Origin of the sequence: Streptomyces radiopugnans (assembly GCF_900110735.1) — a bacterium.
GTDB classification, from domain to species: domain Bacteria; phylum Actinomycetota; class Actinomycetes; order Streptomycetales; family Streptomycetaceae; genus Streptomyces; species Streptomyces radiopugnans.
In genome coordinates this window covers 454,613-470,207 of record NZ_FOET01000002.1, presented here as the reverse complement: position 1 = coordinate 470,207, position 15,595 = coordinate 454,613, and the positions used below count along the sequence as shown (strand labels likewise).

Annotated in this window: 14 protein-coding genes; 8 read left to right on the top strand and 6 right to left on the bottom strand. The window is 74.7% G+C overall.

The genetic code is table 11. From position 1 onward, the window contains the following. Window positions 1-33: 33 nt before the first annotated feature. Window positions 34-1,581 carry an aminotransferase-like domain-containing protein gene (locus tag BMY40_RS06885; protein ID WP_093656498.1) on the top strand — a complete coding sequence of 516 codons (1,548 nt, stop codon included), beginning with the start codon at window positions 34-36 and terminating at the stop codon, window positions 1,579-1,581. Between the two features lie 205 nt (window positions 1,582-1,786). On the opposite strand, the gene BMY40_RS06880 is transcribed toward BMY40_RS06885, so the two are convergent. Both BMY40_RS06880 and BMY40_RS06875 read right to left on the bottom strand, forming a co-directional pair. Then, window positions 1,787-3,346, bottom strand: coding sequence for a hypothetical protein (locus BMY40_RS06880; protein WP_093656826.1), 1,560 nt, complete (start codon window positions 3,344-3,346; stop codon window positions 1,787-1,789). A gap of 153 nt (window positions 3,347-3,499) precedes the next feature. Further along, complete coding sequence (locus BMY40_RS06875) at window positions 3,500-3,694, bottom strand: hypothetical protein (RefSeq protein WP_093656496.1); 195 nt, start codon at window positions 3,692-3,694, stop codon at window positions 3,500-3,502. A 208-nt stretch (window positions 3,695-3,902) separates the two neighbouring features. Between BMY40_RS06875 and BMY40_RS06870 the strand changes: the two genes are divergently transcribed. Further along, window positions 3,903-4,733 (top strand): ATP-grasp domain-containing protein, encoded by an 831-nt coding sequence (locus BMY40_RS06870; protein WP_093656494.1) that lies wholly within the window; start codon window positions 3,903-3,905, stop codon window positions 4,731-4,733. A 162-nt stretch (window positions 4,734-4,895) separates the two neighbouring features. Beyond that, on the top strand, window positions 4,896-7,301 hold the full coding sequence (locus BMY40_RS06865) for an ATP-binding domain-containing protein (protein WP_093656492.1): 2,406 nt from the start codon (window positions 4,896-4,898) through the stop codon (window positions 7,299-7,301). 23 nt (window positions 7,302-7,324) lie between these two features. Here the strand turns inward: BMY40_RS06865 and BMY40_RS06860 are convergent, their stop codons facing one another. The 3 genes from BMY40_RS06860 to BMY40_RS06850 all read right to left on the bottom strand — a co-directional run bounded on the left by BMY40_RS06860 (window position 7,325) and on the right by BMY40_RS06850 (window position 9,524). Continuing rightward, the gene (locus tag BMY40_RS06860; protein ID WP_093656490.1) at window positions 7,325-8,515 is read right to left on the bottom strand and encodes an FAD-dependent oxidoreductase; all 1,191 of its coding nucleotides are present in this window, start codon (window positions 8,513-8,515) and stop codon (window positions 7,325-7,327) included. 120 nt (window positions 8,516-8,635) lie between these two features. Next, window positions 8,636-9,220 (bottom strand): TetR/AcrR family transcriptional regulator, encoded by a 585-nt coding sequence (locus tag BMY40_RS06855; protein WP_093656488.1) that lies wholly within the window; start codon window positions 9,218-9,220, stop codon window positions 8,636-8,638. Between the two features lie 61 nt (window positions 9,221-9,281). Further along, window positions 9,282-9,524: a DUF2277 domain-containing protein gene (locus BMY40_RS06850; RefSeq protein ID WP_093656486.1), complete on the bottom strand. Its 243-nt coding sequence runs from the start codon at window positions 9,522-9,524 to the stop codon at window positions 9,282-9,284. 79 nt (window positions 9,525-9,603) lie between these two features. Between BMY40_RS06850 and BMY40_RS06845 the strand changes: the two genes are divergently transcribed. After that, the gene (locus tag BMY40_RS06845; RefSeq protein WP_093656824.1) at window positions 9,604-10,659 is read left to right on the top strand and encodes a glucose 1-dehydrogenase; all 1,056 of its coding nucleotides are present in this window, start codon (window positions 9,604-9,606) and stop codon (window positions 10,657-10,659) included. A 48-nt stretch (window positions 10,660-10,707) separates the two neighbouring features. Here the strand turns inward: BMY40_RS06845 and BMY40_RS06840 are convergent, their stop codons facing one another. Then, window positions 10,708-12,525: a glycoside hydrolase family 15 protein gene (locus tag BMY40_RS06840; protein ID WP_093656484.1), complete on the bottom strand. Its 1,818-nt coding sequence runs from the start codon at window positions 12,523-12,525 to the stop codon at window positions 10,708-10,710. Between the two features lie 217 nt (window positions 12,526-12,742). Between BMY40_RS06840 and BMY40_RS06835 the strand changes: the two genes are divergently transcribed. The 4 genes from BMY40_RS06835 to BMY40_RS06820 all read left to right on the top strand — a co-directional run bounded on the left by BMY40_RS06835 (window position 12,743) and on the right by BMY40_RS06820 (window position 15,567). Then, on the top strand, window positions 12,743-13,573 hold the full coding sequence (locus BMY40_RS06835; protein ID WP_093656482.1) for a DUF2382 domain-containing protein: 831 nt from the start codon (window positions 12,743-12,745) through the stop codon (window positions 13,571-13,573). Window positions 13,574-13,779: 206 nt separating this feature from the next. Beyond that, window positions 13,780-14,502, top strand: coding sequence for a hypothetical protein (locus BMY40_RS06830; RefSeq protein WP_093656480.1), 723 nt, complete (start codon window positions 13,780-13,782; stop codon window positions 14,500-14,502). A gap of 1 nt (window position 14,503) precedes the next feature. Then, on the top strand, window positions 14,504-14,941 hold the full coding sequence (locus tag BMY40_RS06825) for a phage holin family protein (protein ID WP_093656478.1): 438 nt from the start codon (window positions 14,504-14,506) through the stop codon (window positions 14,939-14,941). Then, window positions 14,917-15,567 carry a DUF3618 domain-containing protein gene (locus tag BMY40_RS06820; protein ID WP_093656476.1) on the top strand — a complete coding sequence of 217 codons (651 nt, stop codon included), beginning with the start codon at window positions 14,917-14,919 and terminating at the stop codon, window positions 15,565-15,567. Before BMY40_RS06825 ends, BMY40_RS06820 begins: the two co-directional genes overlap by 25 nt. Window positions 15,568-15,595: the final 28 nt, after the last annotated feature.

Below are 15,595 nucleotides of genomic sequence, written 5' to 3'. Positions count from 1 at the left end.
ACACGGCCAATTCCGAGAAGGTGGACTCAACCGATGGCTCAGTGGACCTCGGCGGTAGGAGCGCCCCAGCTCGCCCGCCTCCTGTCCTCCCACCGCGCCGAGGCCGGCGGAGCGCGGCGGACGCCCGCCTACCGGGCCCTCGCCGACGGAGTCCGCCTGCTGGTGCTGGAGGGCCGCGTCCCCGTCGCCGCCCGGCTGCCCGCCGAGCGGGAACTGGCCGCCGCCCTGTCCGTCAGCCGCACCACCGTGGCCGCCGCGTACGAGGCGCTGCGCGGTGACGGATTCCTGGCGTCGCGCCGCGGCGCGGGAAGCTGGACGGCCCTGCCCGCCGGGAACCCCCTGCCGTCGGGCGGACTGGCGCCCCTGCCGCCCGACGCCGCCGGGACCATGATCGACCTGGGCTGCGCCGCCCTCCCCGCCCCCGAGCCCTGGCTCACCCGCGCCTTCCAGGGGGCCCTGGCCGATCTGCCGCCCTACGCCCACACCCACGGCGACTACCCGGCGGGGCTGCCGGTACTGCGCCAGGCCCTGGCCGACCGCTACACCGCCCGCGGCGTCCCGACGATGCCCGAGCAGATCATGATCACCACCGGTGCCATGGGCGCGGTGGCCGCGATCCGCGCGCTGTTCGCGCCGCGCGGCGAGCGCGTCGCCGTCGAGCACCCCTCGTACGCCAACGTGCTGCGGCTGCTGAGCGAGGCGGGCGCCCGGCTGGTGCCCGTCGCGATGGGGGAGGGGCTCACGGGCTGGGACCTGCCCGCCTGGCGCCGGGTGCTGCGGGACGCCGCGCCGCGGATGGCGTACGTCATCGCCGACTTCCACAACCCCACCGGCGCGCTGGCAGGGGAGGAGCAGCGCCGGGAGCTGGTGGCCGCCGCCCGGGCCGCGGGCACCGTCCTGGTGGCGGACGAGACCATGTCCGGCCTCGACCTCGACGCCCCGCCCGGAGAGCCGATGCCCCGCCCGGTCGCGGCGTTCGACCCGGGCGGCTCCACCGTCGTCACGGTCGGCTCGGCCAGCAAGGCCATCTGGGCCGGGCTGCGCATCGGCTGGGTCAGGGCCGCCCCCGAGACCATCCGCAGTCTGGTCGCGGCCCGTGTCTACGCCGATCTCGGCAGCCCGGTGCTGGAGCAGCTCGCCGTTGCCCGGCTGCTGGCGGAGGACCTCGGACAGAACGGCGGGCAGGGCGGCGGTTCGGGCGGTGGGGACAGCGGCTGGGACCGGGCCATGGAGGTCCACCGCGAGCGGGCCCGGGAGAACCGCGCCGCCCTCACCGAGGCCCTCCGGGAGCACCTTCCGGACTGGGGGTTCACCGTCCCGCGCGGCGGCCTCACCCTGTGGGTGCGCACCGGCGACCTGTCCGGTTCGCGGATCGCCGAGGCGGGCGAGCGGCTGGGGGTGCGGGTCCCCTCCGGGCCGCGCTTCGGAGTGGACGGCGCGTTCGAGGGCTATGTGCGGCTGCCGTTCACGGTCTGCGGCCCCGTGGCCGCCGAGGCCGCGTCCCGGCTGGCGACGGCCGCGCGGCTGGTCGCCGACGGGCGGAGCGCGGGAGGGGACATCCCGCGCAGCGCCGTCGCCTGACCCCCCCGGACCGCCCCCCGGACCGCCCCCCGGACCGCTCCCCCCGGACCGCCGTCCGGACCGCCGTCCGGACCGCCGTCCGGACCGCTCCCCCCGGACCGCCGTCCGGACCGCTCCCCCCGGACCGCCGTCCGGACCGCTCCCCCCGGACCGCCGTCCGGACCGCCGTCCGGACTCCGGCGGCGGCCCGGCGGGGCCGGAACCCTCAGCGGACCGCCCGCCGGGCCGGGGCCTTCGGCGGGCCGGCCACCGGCTCCGGCAGCAGTTCCAGGACCGCCCGCCGCTGCGGCTCGGCCGCCTCCTCGTCGAAGGGGTCCGGGGCGGCGGGCACCTGGAGGCGGTGCACCGGTCCCGAGCCCAGCCGGGCGTAACCGCGTCCCGGGGGCACCTCGGGCGGCGGCGTGGTCGACGGCGCCTCGCCGAGCACCGCCCGCACCTCCTGCGGCGTCGCCGCACCGAGCACCACCCGCGCCCGGGTGTACGCGCGGACGGCCCCGGTCAGCTCCCCCGCACCCTCGAACTGGTCGGCCAGCGCCACGGTCACCCGTACCGCCCGCCCGTACCGCAGGGGCACCTGGAGCAGGTCCTGAGGGTCGCGCTGTCCCTCGGCGCGGGCCAGGTGGCTGAGCACCGAGGGCCGGTCCACCAGCACCCACAGCGGGCGGCAGACGTCCTCCGGCGCGTCCCGTCCGGTCTGCCGGACCCGGTTGGCGGCCAGCAGCCTGCGCTCGGTCTCCCGCACCACCCACTCCAGCGCCGACAGCGCGCCGGCCGGTGTGGACTCCACCGCCGCCACCCTGCCGCGCCCGGCCAGGAACGCGTACTCGCCCGCCCCGCCGCCGTCCACGACCAGCACCTCGCCCTGCCGCAGGGCCTGGAGCGCGATCGACCGCAGCAGTGTGGTCGTCCCCGACCCCGGGTGGCCCAGCGCCAGCAGGTGCGGCTCGGTGGAGCGCGGGCCCGTGCGCCACACCACCGGCGGCACGTCCCGCCGCTCGCCGCCCTCGTCGACCACCGGCACCGTGCGCCGGACGGTGTGCAGGTCGGTGAAGCCCAGCACGGTCTCGCCGGGAGCGGTGACGAAGCGCTGCGCGCAGACGCCGGCGGGCAGCGGCGGCAGTGCGGTCAGGGTCAGCTCGCCCACCTCCTCCTCCCAGGCGAAGTGGTACTCCCTGCCCCGGCCGGCCTTGGCGCACAGCAGTTCCTGGAGGTGTGCGCGGGCCTCCGGGTCGCCGTCGCCGAAGTGCGGCGGGTAGCGCAGCCGCAGCCGGGCCAGCCTGCCCTCCTCGGTGAACGCGAAGTCGGTGAAGGCCCGCCGCCAGTCGCCGTCGTGGGCGTACAGGGGCTGCGGGCGGGGGTCGTCGGTGAGCGACAGATGCGGCACCAGCGCTTCGTAGAGGGTCTGCAGCCGTGCGCGCTCGGCCTCGCCCGGCTCGCCTCCGGCGGTGTCCGAGGGCCGGTCGCGGCCCTGCCGGATCGCGGCGCCCGCCAGCGCGACCGCCCCCAGCAGCGGCCCGTACGGGGTCAGCCACAGCACCAGCAGACAGGTGGCCACGGCGAACAGCGCCGGGCCCCGCCGATCCCGGGGGGTGCGCTCCCAGCGGCGCCGCACCGCCGAGGCGAGCCGGGCCAGCCCGCGGGCGGCCACGGCCGGCAGGTGCAGTGCGTCGAGGGCGTGGTCCGCGGCCGCCCGCCGCAGGTCCCGCCCGCGGTCCGGCGGGGTGAGGTCCGGTACGTGGTGGGGGTGGGGATGGGAAGCGTGCAGCGGGGTGAGTGCCGGGGGGAAGGGCCGCCAGGCCACGCCGAATCTCCTGCCGTCCGGAGCCCTGGGGCTCGAAGTCCTGAGGGTCGTGGGTGTGGGGGTTCCGGTGGGCGTACCAGGGAGGCCGCGCCGGGGGAGGCCGCTCCGCGAAGGGCCCTAGAAGGGGATGTTCCCGATGAGGTTGGCGAGGGTGGCCCCGCCCGCCTGGATACCGGGTGCGATCGCCGATCCCGCCAGGTAGAACCCGAAGAGCGCGCACACGATGGCGTGGGAGAGCTTGAGGTTGTCCTTGCGGAAGAACAGGAAGACGATCACTCCGAACAGCAGGACACCGGAGATCGACAGCACCATGGGTCAACTCCCTGTGTGGCGATGGGTTTGTCACCGTGTGTCCCTCAAGCTTCACAGAGCGTCCGGGGTGTCGAAAGCGGCGGAAGGGTGATTCAGCACATTTCCTCTGCTCCGTCCGGGGTACGCACCGGGCGGAGGGGGGCCGGCCGGCCTCCGGCGGCCGGGAGGTAGCTTCTCGGGAGCCGACACGCGACAGGGAACGGAAACCATGCGCCGCAAGCCCGCACTGCTCTACGTCACCGACCTCTCCTACGAGGCCCGGGGCCGCCGCTACGGCGACGAGGACGTCCGCCTGTCGGCCCGTCTGGGCGACGACTTCCGGATCGCGCTCTGCCACCCGCGCGACGCGGCGGCGCTGATGGACGCCTTCGACGCGGTGGTCGTGCGCAACAGCGGTCCCGTCCTGCACCACCGGGACGCCTGGGAGGACTTCCGCGCCCGGGCGCTGGAGCGGGGCGCCCGGGTCTTCAACGAGCTGTCGGGCAGGGCCGACATGGTCGGGAAGCGGTACCTGACCGAGCTGAGCGCGGCGGGGGAGCCGGTCATCCCCACCGTCGACCGCCGCGAGGACCTGGACCGGCTGCCGCCGGCGGCCGAGTACGTCGTCAAGCCCGAGCTCGGCGCCGACTCCATCGGAATGGAGGTCGTTCCCGCGGACCGGCTGGCCGGGCTCGCCCTCGGACTGGACGCAGGCCTGCTGGTCCAGCCGAGGATCGGCTTCCGCCACGAGGTCTCGTTCTACTTCGTAGACCGCTCCTTCCAGTACGCCCTCTACGCGCCCGACCCCGCGCGGCGGTGGGAGCTGGAGCCGTACGCCCCCACGGCGGGCGACCTCGCCTTCGCCCAGCGGTTCGTGGACTGGAACACCATCGACCACGGCATCCAGCGGGTGGACGCCTGCCGCACGGCGGAGGGGGAACTGCTGCTCGTGGAGCTGGAGGACCTCAACCCCTACCTGTCGCTGGACCGGGTGGACGGTGCCACCGGGGACGCGTTCGTCGCGGCGATGACCGCCTCACTGCACGCGTTGCTGGCCTGAGCCGAGGGGCGGGGATCCGTGCCGCTCCGCACGAAAGGGAAAAGGAAAGCGACCGGGGTTGATGAACGAACCCCGCATTCGCTATATTCGCGGACTCGCGTCTTTTTCGAAGAAGAAAAGGCGAGACTCGACTGATTTGATAATAGCGAATGGGGGAGTAATTTGTCAAGGCAGGAAATCGAGGGGGAACAGCGTTACGTCGCCCGCCTGTACCGCAGGCTCGACGAGTTGCGCGAGCGGGAGGCCGGGCGGCTGGAGACGGCTCTGTCGCAGGCCGGGACCGGCCACCAGGCCCTGCTGGAAAGGGATGTGGCCGCCGCCCGCCACCGGGCGGGAATCAGCCGTCTGGACTCCGCGGAGAACGGGCTGTGTTTCGGCCGGCTGGATCTGCTCGACGGCGGACGGCGCTATGTCGGACGGCTCGGAATTCCGGGCGAGGACGCGGACGGGGAACCGCTGCTCATCGACTGGCGGGCCCCCGCCGCGCGCCCTTTCTACACCGCCACCGGAATCTCCCCGCAGGGTGTGCGGCGCCGCCGTCACATCCGGACCAGCGGCCGGACGGTCACCGGTGTCCAGGACGAGCTGCTCGGGCCGGACGGCGGTGACGGCGCGCTCGTGGGCGAGGCCGCCCTGCTGGCCGCGCTGAGCGCCGACCGCACCGGCCGGATGGGCGACATCGTCGAGACCGTCCAGGCCGAACAGGACCGGGTCATCCGCTCCCCCCACGCCGGCGTGCTGGTCGTACAGGGCGGCCCCGGCACCGGGAAGACCGCCGTCGCCCTGCACCGGGCGGCGTACCTGCTGTACACCCACCGGGAGCGGCTGGCCCGGAGCGTGGTGCTGGTCGTCGGCCCCAGCCCGGTCTTCCTGCGGTACGTCGGGGAGGTGCTGCCCTCCCTCGGCGAGACCAGCGTGCTGCTGTCCACGGTCGGTGAGCTCTACCCCGGCGTCACGGCCGGCGGAGAGGAGCCGCCCGGCACGGCCGAGGTCAAGGGCCGGGCGGTCATGGCGGAGGTCGTGGCCGCCGCCGTGCGCGACCGGCAGCACGTTCCCGAGGGCGGGCTGGAGGCCGTCCACGGCCGCGAGACCGTACGGCTCGGCCGCGCCGAGTGCCTGCGGGCGCTGGAGCGGGCCCGCGCCACCGGCCTGCCGCACAACCGGGCGCGGCCGGTGTTCGTCCGGCTCGTCGTCGACGCCCTCGCCCGACGGGTCGCCGAGGAGCTGACGGAGTCGGTGCTCGGTGTCCTCGGGGACGACGGCGAGCCGTTCGCCGAGCCCGCCCCCGTGCCCGGCGAGGACCTCGACGCCGAGCTGCTGGGCGAGGAGGAGATCGAGGGCATCCGCCGGGAACTGGCGGCGGACGCCGGGGTGCGCGCGGCGGTCGACGCCATGTGGCCCTCCCTCACCCCGCAGCGCCTGCTGGCGGACCTGTACGCCTCGCCCGGCCGGCTGGCGTCCGCCGCCCCCCGGCTCGCGCCCGCCGAACGCGCGCTGCTGGAGCGCGCCCCCGGAAGCCGGTGGACCCCGGCGGACGTACCGCTGCTGGACGAGGCCGCCGAACTGTTGGGGGAGGACGACCGGGCCGCCCGCGCCGCCGCCGAGGCCGAGCGCCGCGAGCGGACCGCCCTGGCCCAGGAGGCGCTGGACACCGCCCACGGCTCCCGCTCCACCGATCTGGAGGCCGGCGAGGAGGCCGAGATGCTCACGGCCCACGACCTGCTGGACGCCGGGCTGCTGGCCGAGCGCCACGAGGAGGGCGATCACCGCACTCCGGCCGAGCGCGCGGCGGCCGACCGGACCTGGGCCTTCGGCCATGTCGTCGTGGACGAGGCGCAGGAGCTGTCCGCGATGGACTGGCGGCTGCTGATGCGGCGCTGCCCCGGCCGGTCGATGACCCTGGTCGGCGACGTCGACCAGGCGGGAGCGCGGTCCGGGGCGGCGTCCTGGGGCGAGGCGCTCGCCCCGCACGTGGGGGACCGGTGGCGGCTGGAGCGGCTGGAGGTCAACTACCGCACCCCCGCGGAGATCGCGGAGGTCGCCGCCGGTGTGCTGGCCGCGCTCGGTACGGCCGCCGAGCCACCGCGGCCGGTGCGCTCCACCGGTGTCCGGCCGTGGCATCTGCGTGTGTCGCCGGAAGAACTGCCCTGTCGGCTGGGCGAGTTGGCGGCGAAGGAGGCGGTCGCGGTGGGGGAGGGGCGGCTGGCGGTGATCGTGCCCGGCGCCCGGCTGGCGGAGCTGGGCCGCGCGGTGGCGGCGGCCGTGCCCGGGGCGGAGACCGGGCGGGATGTGCGGCTGGAGGGCACGGTGGCGGTGCTGGACGTCGCGCGGGCCAAGGGCCTGGAGTTCGACTCCGTCCTGCTCGTCGGACCGGAGGAGATCGCGGCCGCCTCGCCGCGCGGCCTGAACGACCTCTACGTCGCCCTCACCCGCGCCACCCGGCGGCTGGGCGTGGTGCACACCGGCGAACTGCCCGGCGCACTGGCCCGGCTGGTCCCGTACGGTGAGCACGGCGAGTGCGGCGGGCACGGTGAGCACGGTGAGCACGGCGGCCACGGGGAGCGCTGACGGGCCCCTGTCCGCGGGCCCCGTCAGGAGCGGAGCCCGGCCAGCTCGGCGGCCAGCCGGGTGCGCCAGGCCGGGACGAGGCCCAGCAGGCGCAGCGTCGCGTCGCGGCCGGCGCGGACGGGCAGGGACCGGACGGTGGCGGCCCGGGTGAGCCGGTCGGTGAAGGAGATGACGCGCTCGGCCACCGGCCGCCGCTCCCGTTCGTAGGCGTCCAGCCGGGTGTCGGGGTCCGCGCCCCGGGTGAGGACGTCGGCCAGCGCCCGGCCGAGGGCGCAGGCGTCCTGGATGCCGATGTTCATGCCCTGGCCCCCGGCCGGGCTGTGGACGTGGGCGGCGTCGCCGGCCAGCAGGATCCCGCCGGCGCGGTAGCGGTCGGCGATCCGGTGGTGGACGTGGAAGCGCGAACTCCACAGCACCTCGCCGACCCGCCCCTGCCCGCCCGCGCGTTCGTCCAGCACCCGCTGCACGAACGCGGCGTCCGGTTCCCCGGGCGCCTCGCGCACGGCGGCCACCACGCGGAAGACGTCCCCGGGCAGGGGCGCCACCACGATCGGCCCGTCCGGGCCGAGCAGCATGGACACCTCCTCGCGGCCGGGCAGCCACTCCATCCGCACGTCCGCCAGCGCGAAGGACTGGGCGTAGCGCCCGCCCCGGTAGCCGATGCCGGCCGCCTCGCGGACCGTGCTGCGCATCCCGTCGGCACCGACGGCGTACGCCGCCCGCACCGTCTCCGTCCCCCGCGGGCCGTCCACCGTGACGACCGCCCCGCCGGGCTCCTGTCCGACACCGGTCACGGTGTACGGGCGGCGTACGGCGCCGGAGCCGCCGAGGGCGCGTACGCGGTCCAGCAGGACGGCCTCGGTCTCGTACTGCGGAAGCAGCAGCGCGTAGGGGTACGGGGTCGGCAGGCCGTCGAACGCGACGGTCGCCAGCCGGTGCCGTCCCCGGCGGATGCCGAACCGGGTCAGCCGCAGGCCGCGCTCGACCAGCGGGGCGGCGGCCCCCACCGGCTCCAGCGTCTCCAGCGTGCGGGCGTGGACGACGCCCGCACGCGAGGTGCCCGCGCCCTCCGGCCGCCGGTCCAGCAGCAGGAAGCCGACGCCCGCGGACGCCAGGTGGGCGGCCAGGGCCAGGCCGGTGGGGCCGGCGCCGACGATGACGACGTCGGTCCGGTCCGGGAGTGCGGGGACGGTGGTCCGGGCGGGTCCGCTCATGGGGCAGCACCTCTTCCGCTTGATGCCAACACTCGTTGGCCAACGTCTGGTGACAGCATGGCGCGCGAGCCGGTGCCAAGTCAACAGATGTTGGCCAACGGGTGTTGACGTATGGGTGCGTCAGGGCGACCCCGCCGTCAGATAGCGCTGCACCGTCGGCGCCAGCCAGGCGACGGCCTCCGCCCGCGGCATTCCGGCCGCGGGCGGGAAGCGCAGCACGTACCGGCTCACGGCCATGCCCAGGATCTGCGACGCCACCAGGGCCGCGCGGACCCCCGCCCGGTCCGGGTCGGGGCAGACGGCCGCCACCGCGGGGGCCACCTGCTCCTGGAAGACCGCGCGCATGCGCTCGGCGCCCGCGGGATTGGTGACGCCGACGCGCAGCAGCGCGGTCAGCGCGCCGTCCTCCTCCCAGCGCTCCAGGAAGTGCCCGACCAGCACGGCCCCGGCCTCCTCGCGGGGCACGGCGGCAAGGTCGGGAAGGCGCAGGTCGAACTCGCTGGCCGCCGCGAACAGCCCCTCCTTGTTGCCGTAGTACCGCATCACCATCGAGGGGTCGATGCCCGCGTCACGGGCGATGGCGCGGATGGTGGCGCGCTCGTAGCCGTCGGAGGCGAAGCGCTCACGGGCCGCATCCAGGATGGCGGCCCGGGTGGCGTCGGAGCGGCGGGGACGGCCGCCGGGGGCGGTGTCGGTCGGCTGCATGGCGGCGAGTCTAGGCCAACGGCCGTTGGCGTCCCCCGCTCCGGGAGGGCGTGACCAGGGGTCAGGAACGCGTGGAGGTGCGCGGCGGGCCGCCGCCCCCGCCGCGCACCTCCAGGTCGTCCAGGAGTTCCCGGGTCGCCTCGGCCACCGCCTCGACGGCGCGCTCGAACGCGGCGCGGTTGTGGGCGGCGGGCGCCCGGAAGCCCGATACCTTGCGGACGTACTGAAGGGCGGCGGCGCGGATGTCCTCGTCGCCGACCTCGGGCGCCATGGGCGGTCGGAGTGTCCTGATGCTGCGGCACATGCCCCCAGTGTGACGCGTGCCCGCCGCGGCCGGGGGTACAGCGAGAAGCACCGGACCCCGCCCGACGGATGGAGTGGACGTGCAGGCGCTGACCGTGGCTCCCGACCGGAAGAACTCCCTGCGGCTCGACACCCTCCCCGATCCCGAACCGGGAGAGGGGGAGCTGCTGGTGGACGGCCTGGCCGTCGGAGTGTGCGGCACCGATATGGAGATCGTCTCGGGAGGTCACGGAGCCCCGCCGCCGGACCGTGAGCGCCTGGTCATCGGCCACGAGTCCCTGGGCCGGGTGCGCCAGGCGCCGCCGGACAGCGGCTGGGTGCCGGGCGACCTGGTGGTCGGTGTCGTCCGCCGGCCCGACCCCGTGCCGTGCGGGGCCTGCGCCCACGGCTACTTCGACATGTGCCGCAACGGGATGTTCACCGAGCGCGGCATCAAGGGGCTCGACGGATACGCCTCGACCTCCTGGACGGTCGAGGCCGACTACGCGGTGCGCCTGGACCCCGGACTGGAGCACGTCGGGGTGCTCATGGAGCCCACCACCGTGGTGGCCAAGGCCTGGGACCAGGTGGAGCGGATCGGCGGGAGGTCCTGGTTCGCCCCGCACTCGGTGCTCGTCACGGGGGCGGGGCCGATCGGGCTGCTCGCCGCGCTGCTCGGGCACCAGCGCGGTCTGGAGGTCCACGTCCTGGACCGGGTGGAGAGCGGACCCAAGCCCGAACTGGTCCGGCGGCTGGGCGCCGAGTACCACTGCGAGGACGCCGAGCGGGTCATGGAGCGGGTGCGGCCGGACGTGGTGATCGAGGCGACCGGCGCCGCACCGGTGGTCTTCGGGGTGATGTCGGCCATGGACCCCTACGGCGTGCTCTGCCTGACCGGGCTGTCGCCCGCCGGGCGCACCCTGGAGGTGGACGCCGGGTACCTCAACCGCGAACTGGTGCTGGACAACTCCGCGGTGGTCGGCTCGGTCAACGCCAACCGGCGGCACTACGCCGCCGCGGCCGCCGCCCTCGCCGAGGCGGACCGGGGCTGGCTGGACGCGCTGATCACCCGCCGGGTGCCGCTGGAGTCCTTCGCGCAGGCCTTCGAGCGGCGGCCGGACGACGTCAAGACGGTCATAGAGCTCACCCGGCACTGAACCGGCCGGACGGACGGGGCCGGGCTCGCCGGGCTCACCGGGGCGGGATCAGGGACCCTCGCCGCCGGAGCGGAACCTGGACGGGCCCAGGCCCCCGGCCAGGTTCTGCGCGGTGTCGATCAGCGGGATGTGGGAGAGGGCCTGGGGGAAGTTGCCGACCAGCCGCCGGTGCCCGGTGTCGTACTCCTCCGACAGCAGGCCCAGGTCGTTGCGCAGGCCCAGCAGCCGCTCGAACAGCTCCCGCCCCTCGCGTACGCGGCCCTGGAGGATGTAGTTGTCGGCCAGCCAGAAGGTGCAGGGCAGGAAGGCCGCCTCGCCCGCGGGCAGGCCGTCCACGGCGTCGGTGCGGCTGCCCATCGTGTAGCGCTGCACGAGGCCGTCCCTGAGCAGCTCCCGCTCGATCGCGGCCACGGTGCCCCTCATCCGGGGGTCGTTCGCGGGCAGGAAGCCCACGGACGGGATGAGCAGCAGCGACGCGTCCAGTTCGGCGGAGCCGTAGTACTGGGTGAAGGTCGCGCGGTCGGCGTCGTAGCCGTACGCGCAGACCTCACGGAAGATCTCCTGCCGCAGGCGCCTCCACCGGTCGGCCGGCCCTTCCAGGCCGAATCGCTCCACCGCCTTCACCGCCCGGTCGGCGGCCACCCAGGCCATCACCTTGGAGTGGGTGAAGTCCCGTCGGGGGCCGCGCACCTCCCAGATGCCGTTGTCGGGATCGCGCCAGTGCGACTCCAGGAAATCCATCAGCACGGACTGGACCCGCCAGGCGTCCGGGTCCGGCGGTACGCCCCGGACCCTGGCCTGGTGCAGGGCGTCCATGAGCTCCCCGTGGACGTCCAGCTGGAGCTGTCCGGAGGCGGCGTTGCCGATGCGCACGGGGCGGGAGTGCTCGTATCCGGGCAGCCAGTCCAGCTCCGTCTCGGGCAGCATGCGCTCGCCCTCGATGCCGTACATGATCTGCATCCGCCGCGGGTCGCCGGCCAGCGCGCGCAGCAGCCAGTCGCGCCAGGCCACCGCCTCCCGCTCGTATCCGGAGCCCAGCAGCGCCATGAGGGTGAAGGTGGCGTCGCGCAGCCAGCAGTAGCGGTAGTCCCAGTTGCGCACCCCGCCCAGCTGTTCGGGCAGGGAGGTGGTGGGGGCGGCCACGATGCCGCCGCTGGGCGAGTAGCTCAGCGCCTTGAGCGTGACCAGGGAGCGCACCACCGCCTCGCGGTACTCGCCGGAGTAGGTGCAGTGGCCGGCCCACTCCCGCCACCACCGCTCGGTGGCGGCCACGGTCCGGACCAGCCCGGCGGTGTCCGGCCGCTCCGGCTCCCCGTGGCGCAGCCCTCTCCAGGCCAGCCGGAAGCCCACCTTCTCGCCCGCGTCGACGGAGAAGTCCGCGGTGCAGTCGCCGTCCTCCACGGTGAAGTCCGCACCGGAGTCGAGGACGACCACGTCCGGTCCCGCGTAGGCGCGCAGTCTGCGCCCCTCGGGCCGCAGCCACGCCGGGGTGTTGCCGTAGTCGAAGCACAGGCGCATCAGCGAACGCATCCGCACCCGCCCCTCCAGGCCCTCGACGACGCGTACCACCGAGGGGTGGTCGCCGTCGACGGGCATGCAGTCGATCACCCGGGCCCGGCCTTCGGGGCCGGCGTACTCGGTCTCCAGCACCGCGCTGTCGCCGCGGTAGCGGCGGGCCAGCGGCCGGGCCCGGTCACGGGGGGCGAGCAGCCAGCGGCCGTGCTCGGGGCGGCCCAGCAGGGCGGCGAAGCACGCTTCGGAGTCGAACCGGGGCAGGCACAGCCAGTCCACCGAGCCGTCGTAGCCCACCAGCGCGGCGGTGCGGGTGTCGCCCAGCAGGGCGTAGTCCTCAAGCCGGAGCGGCACTCGGCGTCTCCCTTCGGCCCGCTCGGGTCGACGGCGGTCGGTGTACCCGGCGTTCCCGCCGCTACACGGGCGGGTGAGGGGAAGTTCCGGCGCTTCGGCGAGAGGAAGGAGAACTCTTCATCTTTGTCCATGTTTGCTCTTTTTGCCGGTTTCCAGGGCCTTTCGGGTGGTTACCCGCAGCCTTGGAGTCAGAGGAACCGGCAACGAGGAGAGCCTCATGATCACCAAGGAGCAGATACCCGAGGTGCTGGACCACCAGGTCTACGACGCCGAAGGCAAGAAGATCGGAGAGGCTGGGCACGTCTTCCTCGACGACGTCACGGGCCAGCCGGAGTGGGCGAGCGTCCGCACCGGGCTCTTCGGCAGCCATGAGACCTTCGTTCCGATCCACGACGCGGCCATGGTGGAGGACCACCTGGAGGTGCCGTACTCCAAGGACCAGGTCAAGGGCGCGCCCCACGTCGACGTGGACCAGGGCGGACACCTGTCCGAGCAGGAGGAGCGCCGGCTGTACGACTACTACGGCGTGGCCTGGGGCGGCGACGGGCGGGAGGAGACCCGCCGCACCGACACGGGGACGGCGGGCACCGCCGGTACGGCCGCCGCGGCGGGCACTGCCGGCACGGCGGGGGACCGCACCGGTGCGGGCGGAACCCGTGGCCGCGACGACGCCATGACGCGTTCCGAGGAGGAGATGCGCGTCGGTGTCGAGCGCCAGGAGACCGGCAGGGCCCGGCTGCGCAAGTACGTCGTCACCGAGGACGTCCAGAAGACGGTGCCCGTGCGGCGCGAGGAAGTCCGCGTGGAGCGCGAGCCCATCACCGCGGAGAACAGGGACGAGGCCCTGAGCGGCCCGGAGATCACCGAGGCCGAGCACGAGGTGACCCTCCACGAGGAGCGCCCGGTGGTCGAGACCGAGGTGCACCCGGTGGAGCGGGTGCGCCTGACCACCGACGAGCGCACCGAGGAGGAGACCGTCGAGGGGCAGGTGCGCAAGGAGCGCATCGAGGAGGAGACCGCCGACGACAAGCGGCGCCGCCGCCGCTGAGCCGCCGGCTCCCGCCTTCACGCCAGGGCCCGTTCGGAGATGTCCCTTCCGCGCGGGCCCTGGTCGCGCCGGTGTGCCGCCGGTGCACCAGTCAAAAGGGAATGTTGTGTGAATGCCGGGTCGAAGGCCGGGTACTTCGCCCTTTGTGAGCCACTAGTCACATATAACGCAAAAGGCAAATTCCGTAAGACCAACTGGAGGCACCGGTGAGTGAATCTCCGACCGCGGGCAACGGCCCCGCACAGCAGACAGGCCAGGCCGCGAAGCAGGAGACCCGGGCCACGGCCGACCGGGCGAAGGAGGCCGCGGGCACCGTGGCCGGCAGCGCCAAGGAGCAGGCGCGCAACGTGACGGGCGAGGCCCGCGACCAGGTCGTCAACGTGGCGGGCCACCTCAGGGAGCGTGCCACGCAGGAGGCGGACACGCAGACCAGGAGGACGGCCGACACCATACGCCAGTGGGCCGACGACCTGTCGGGCATGGCGGAGAACACCCGGTCCGACTCCCCGGTGCGGAATCTGGTGGCCCAGGCCGCCGACGGCGGCCGCCGCGCGGCGGACATGCTGGAGGAGCGGGGTGTGGGCGGCCTGGTCGAGGGCGTGGAGTCCTTCGCGCGCCGCCGCCCGGGCGCGTTCCTGGCAGGTGCGGCGCTGGCCGGCTTCGCCATCGGGCGCGTGGCCAAGGCGGGCACCAAGACGGCCCAGCAGGGGCAGGACGGCTCCGGTACGGCCCAGGCCCAGGGCTACGAGGCCTACCCGCCGCCGCAGGGCACGGCGGTCGCCACGGGCCCGGGCGGAGAGATCCGGCAGATGCCGGGCTACGGAGAGCCCTCCTACGGCGGCACTCCGGGCACCACCGGCACCGGTGGCTACGGGGCCACCGGCACCTACGGGACCCCCGACGTCCCCCGCCGTCCGGAGGTGGGCTGACATGGCGTACACCGCTCATCGGCCGGACACCGAGCCGGAGGTCCGGGACAGGAGGGCGCAGGACGACGCCTCGATCGGCGAGCTGCTCTCCGCGGTCACCTCGGACGCCCAGAAGCTCTTCCGGCAGGAGGTGGAGCTGGCCAAGGCCGAGATCCGCGAGGAGGCGGCCAAGGCCGGCAAGGCCGCCGGCATGTACGGCGGCGCCGGGCTCGCCGGCTACATGACGATCCTGTTCGCCTCCCTGGCGCTCACCTTCGGTCTGGCCAACGTCATGGACTGGGGCTGGGCGGCGCTCATCGTCACCGTTCTGTGGGGCGTGGCGGCGGCCGTGATGTACGTGATGGGCCGCTCGAGGATGAAGCAGGTCCACCCCAAGCCGGAACGCACCGTCCAGACCCTCAAGGAGGACGCCGAATGGGCACGTCACCCGACGAGCTGAGGGCTCAGATCGACACCACCCGGCAGGAGCTGTCGGAGGATGTCGGCAGGCTTGCCGACCACGCCAACCCCCGCCACGCCGTCCGCCGCCGCAAGGAGCGGGCGAAGGGCAGGATGACCGTAGTACGGGAGCGAGTCATGGGAACCACCTCGGACACGACGCAGTCGGTCCGTGAGAGCGCCGGACACACCGCGGACAAGGCGCGCGAGGGAGCCGGCCAGGCGGGCGAGGCCGTCAAGGCCGCCCCCCACCACGCCGCGCGCAAGACCCAGGGCAACCCGCTGGCCGCCGGTGTGATCGCCTTCGGCGCCGGGATGCTGGCGGCCTCGATGCTGCGCAGCTCGCACAAGGAGGAGCAGGCGGTGGGCCGGCTCTCCGAGAAGGCGGGCGAACTGGCCGAGCCGGTCAAGGAAGCGGCGATGGAGTCGGTGGAGCACCTGAAGGAGGACGCCAGGCAGTCCGGCCAGCAGGCGGCCCAGCAGGTCAAGGAGACCGCCTCGGACGCCGCCCGCACCACGGCCGACGAGGCGCGCGGGCAGGCGGGGGAGGTCAAGGGACAGGCCCGCCAGTCCGGGCAGAGCGTGGCCGACGAGACCCGCCGCCAGAGCCCCGGCTCGGCGCACTGAGACAGGCCCCGCGGCGGCCGCCCCCCTC

Excerpts from the sequence above, each read along its gene's own strand:
- BMY40_RS06885 (WP_093656498.1), top strand. The coding sequence starts at position 34 with ATGGCTCAGTGGACCTCGGCGGTAGGAGCGCCCCAGCTCGCCCGCCTC.
- BMY40_RS06875 (WP_093656496.1), bottom strand. The coding sequence starts at position 3,694 with ATGGTGCTGTCGATCTCCGGTGTCCTGCTGTTCGGAGTGATCGTCTTC.
- BMY40_RS06870 (WP_093656494.1), top strand. The coding sequence starts at position 3,903 with ATGCGCCGCAAGCCCGCACTGCTCTACGTCACCGACCTCTCCTACGAG.
- BMY40_RS06860 (WP_093656490.1), bottom strand. The coding sequence starts at position 8,515 with ATGAGCGGACCCGCCCGGACCACCGTCCCCGCACTCCCGGACCGGACC.
- BMY40_RS06855 (WP_093656488.1), bottom strand. The coding sequence starts at position 9,220 with ATGCAGCCGACCGACACCGCCCCCGGCGGCCGTCCCCGCCGCTCCGAC.
- BMY40_RS06850 (WP_093656486.1), bottom strand. The coding sequence starts at position 9,524 with ATGTGCCGCAGCATCAGGACACTCCGACCGCCCATGGCGCCCGAGGTC.
- BMY40_RS06835 (WP_093656482.1), top strand. The coding sequence starts at position 12,743 with ATGATCACCAAGGAGCAGATACCCGAGGTGCTGGACCACCAGGTCTAC.
- BMY40_RS06825 (WP_093656478.1), top strand. The coding sequence starts at position 14,504 with ATGGCGTACACCGCTCATCGGCCGGACACCGAGCCGGAGGTCCGGGAC.
- BMY40_RS06820 (WP_093656476.1), top strand. The coding sequence starts at position 14,917 with ATGGGCACGTCACCCGACGAGCTGAGGGCTCAGATCGACACCACCCGG.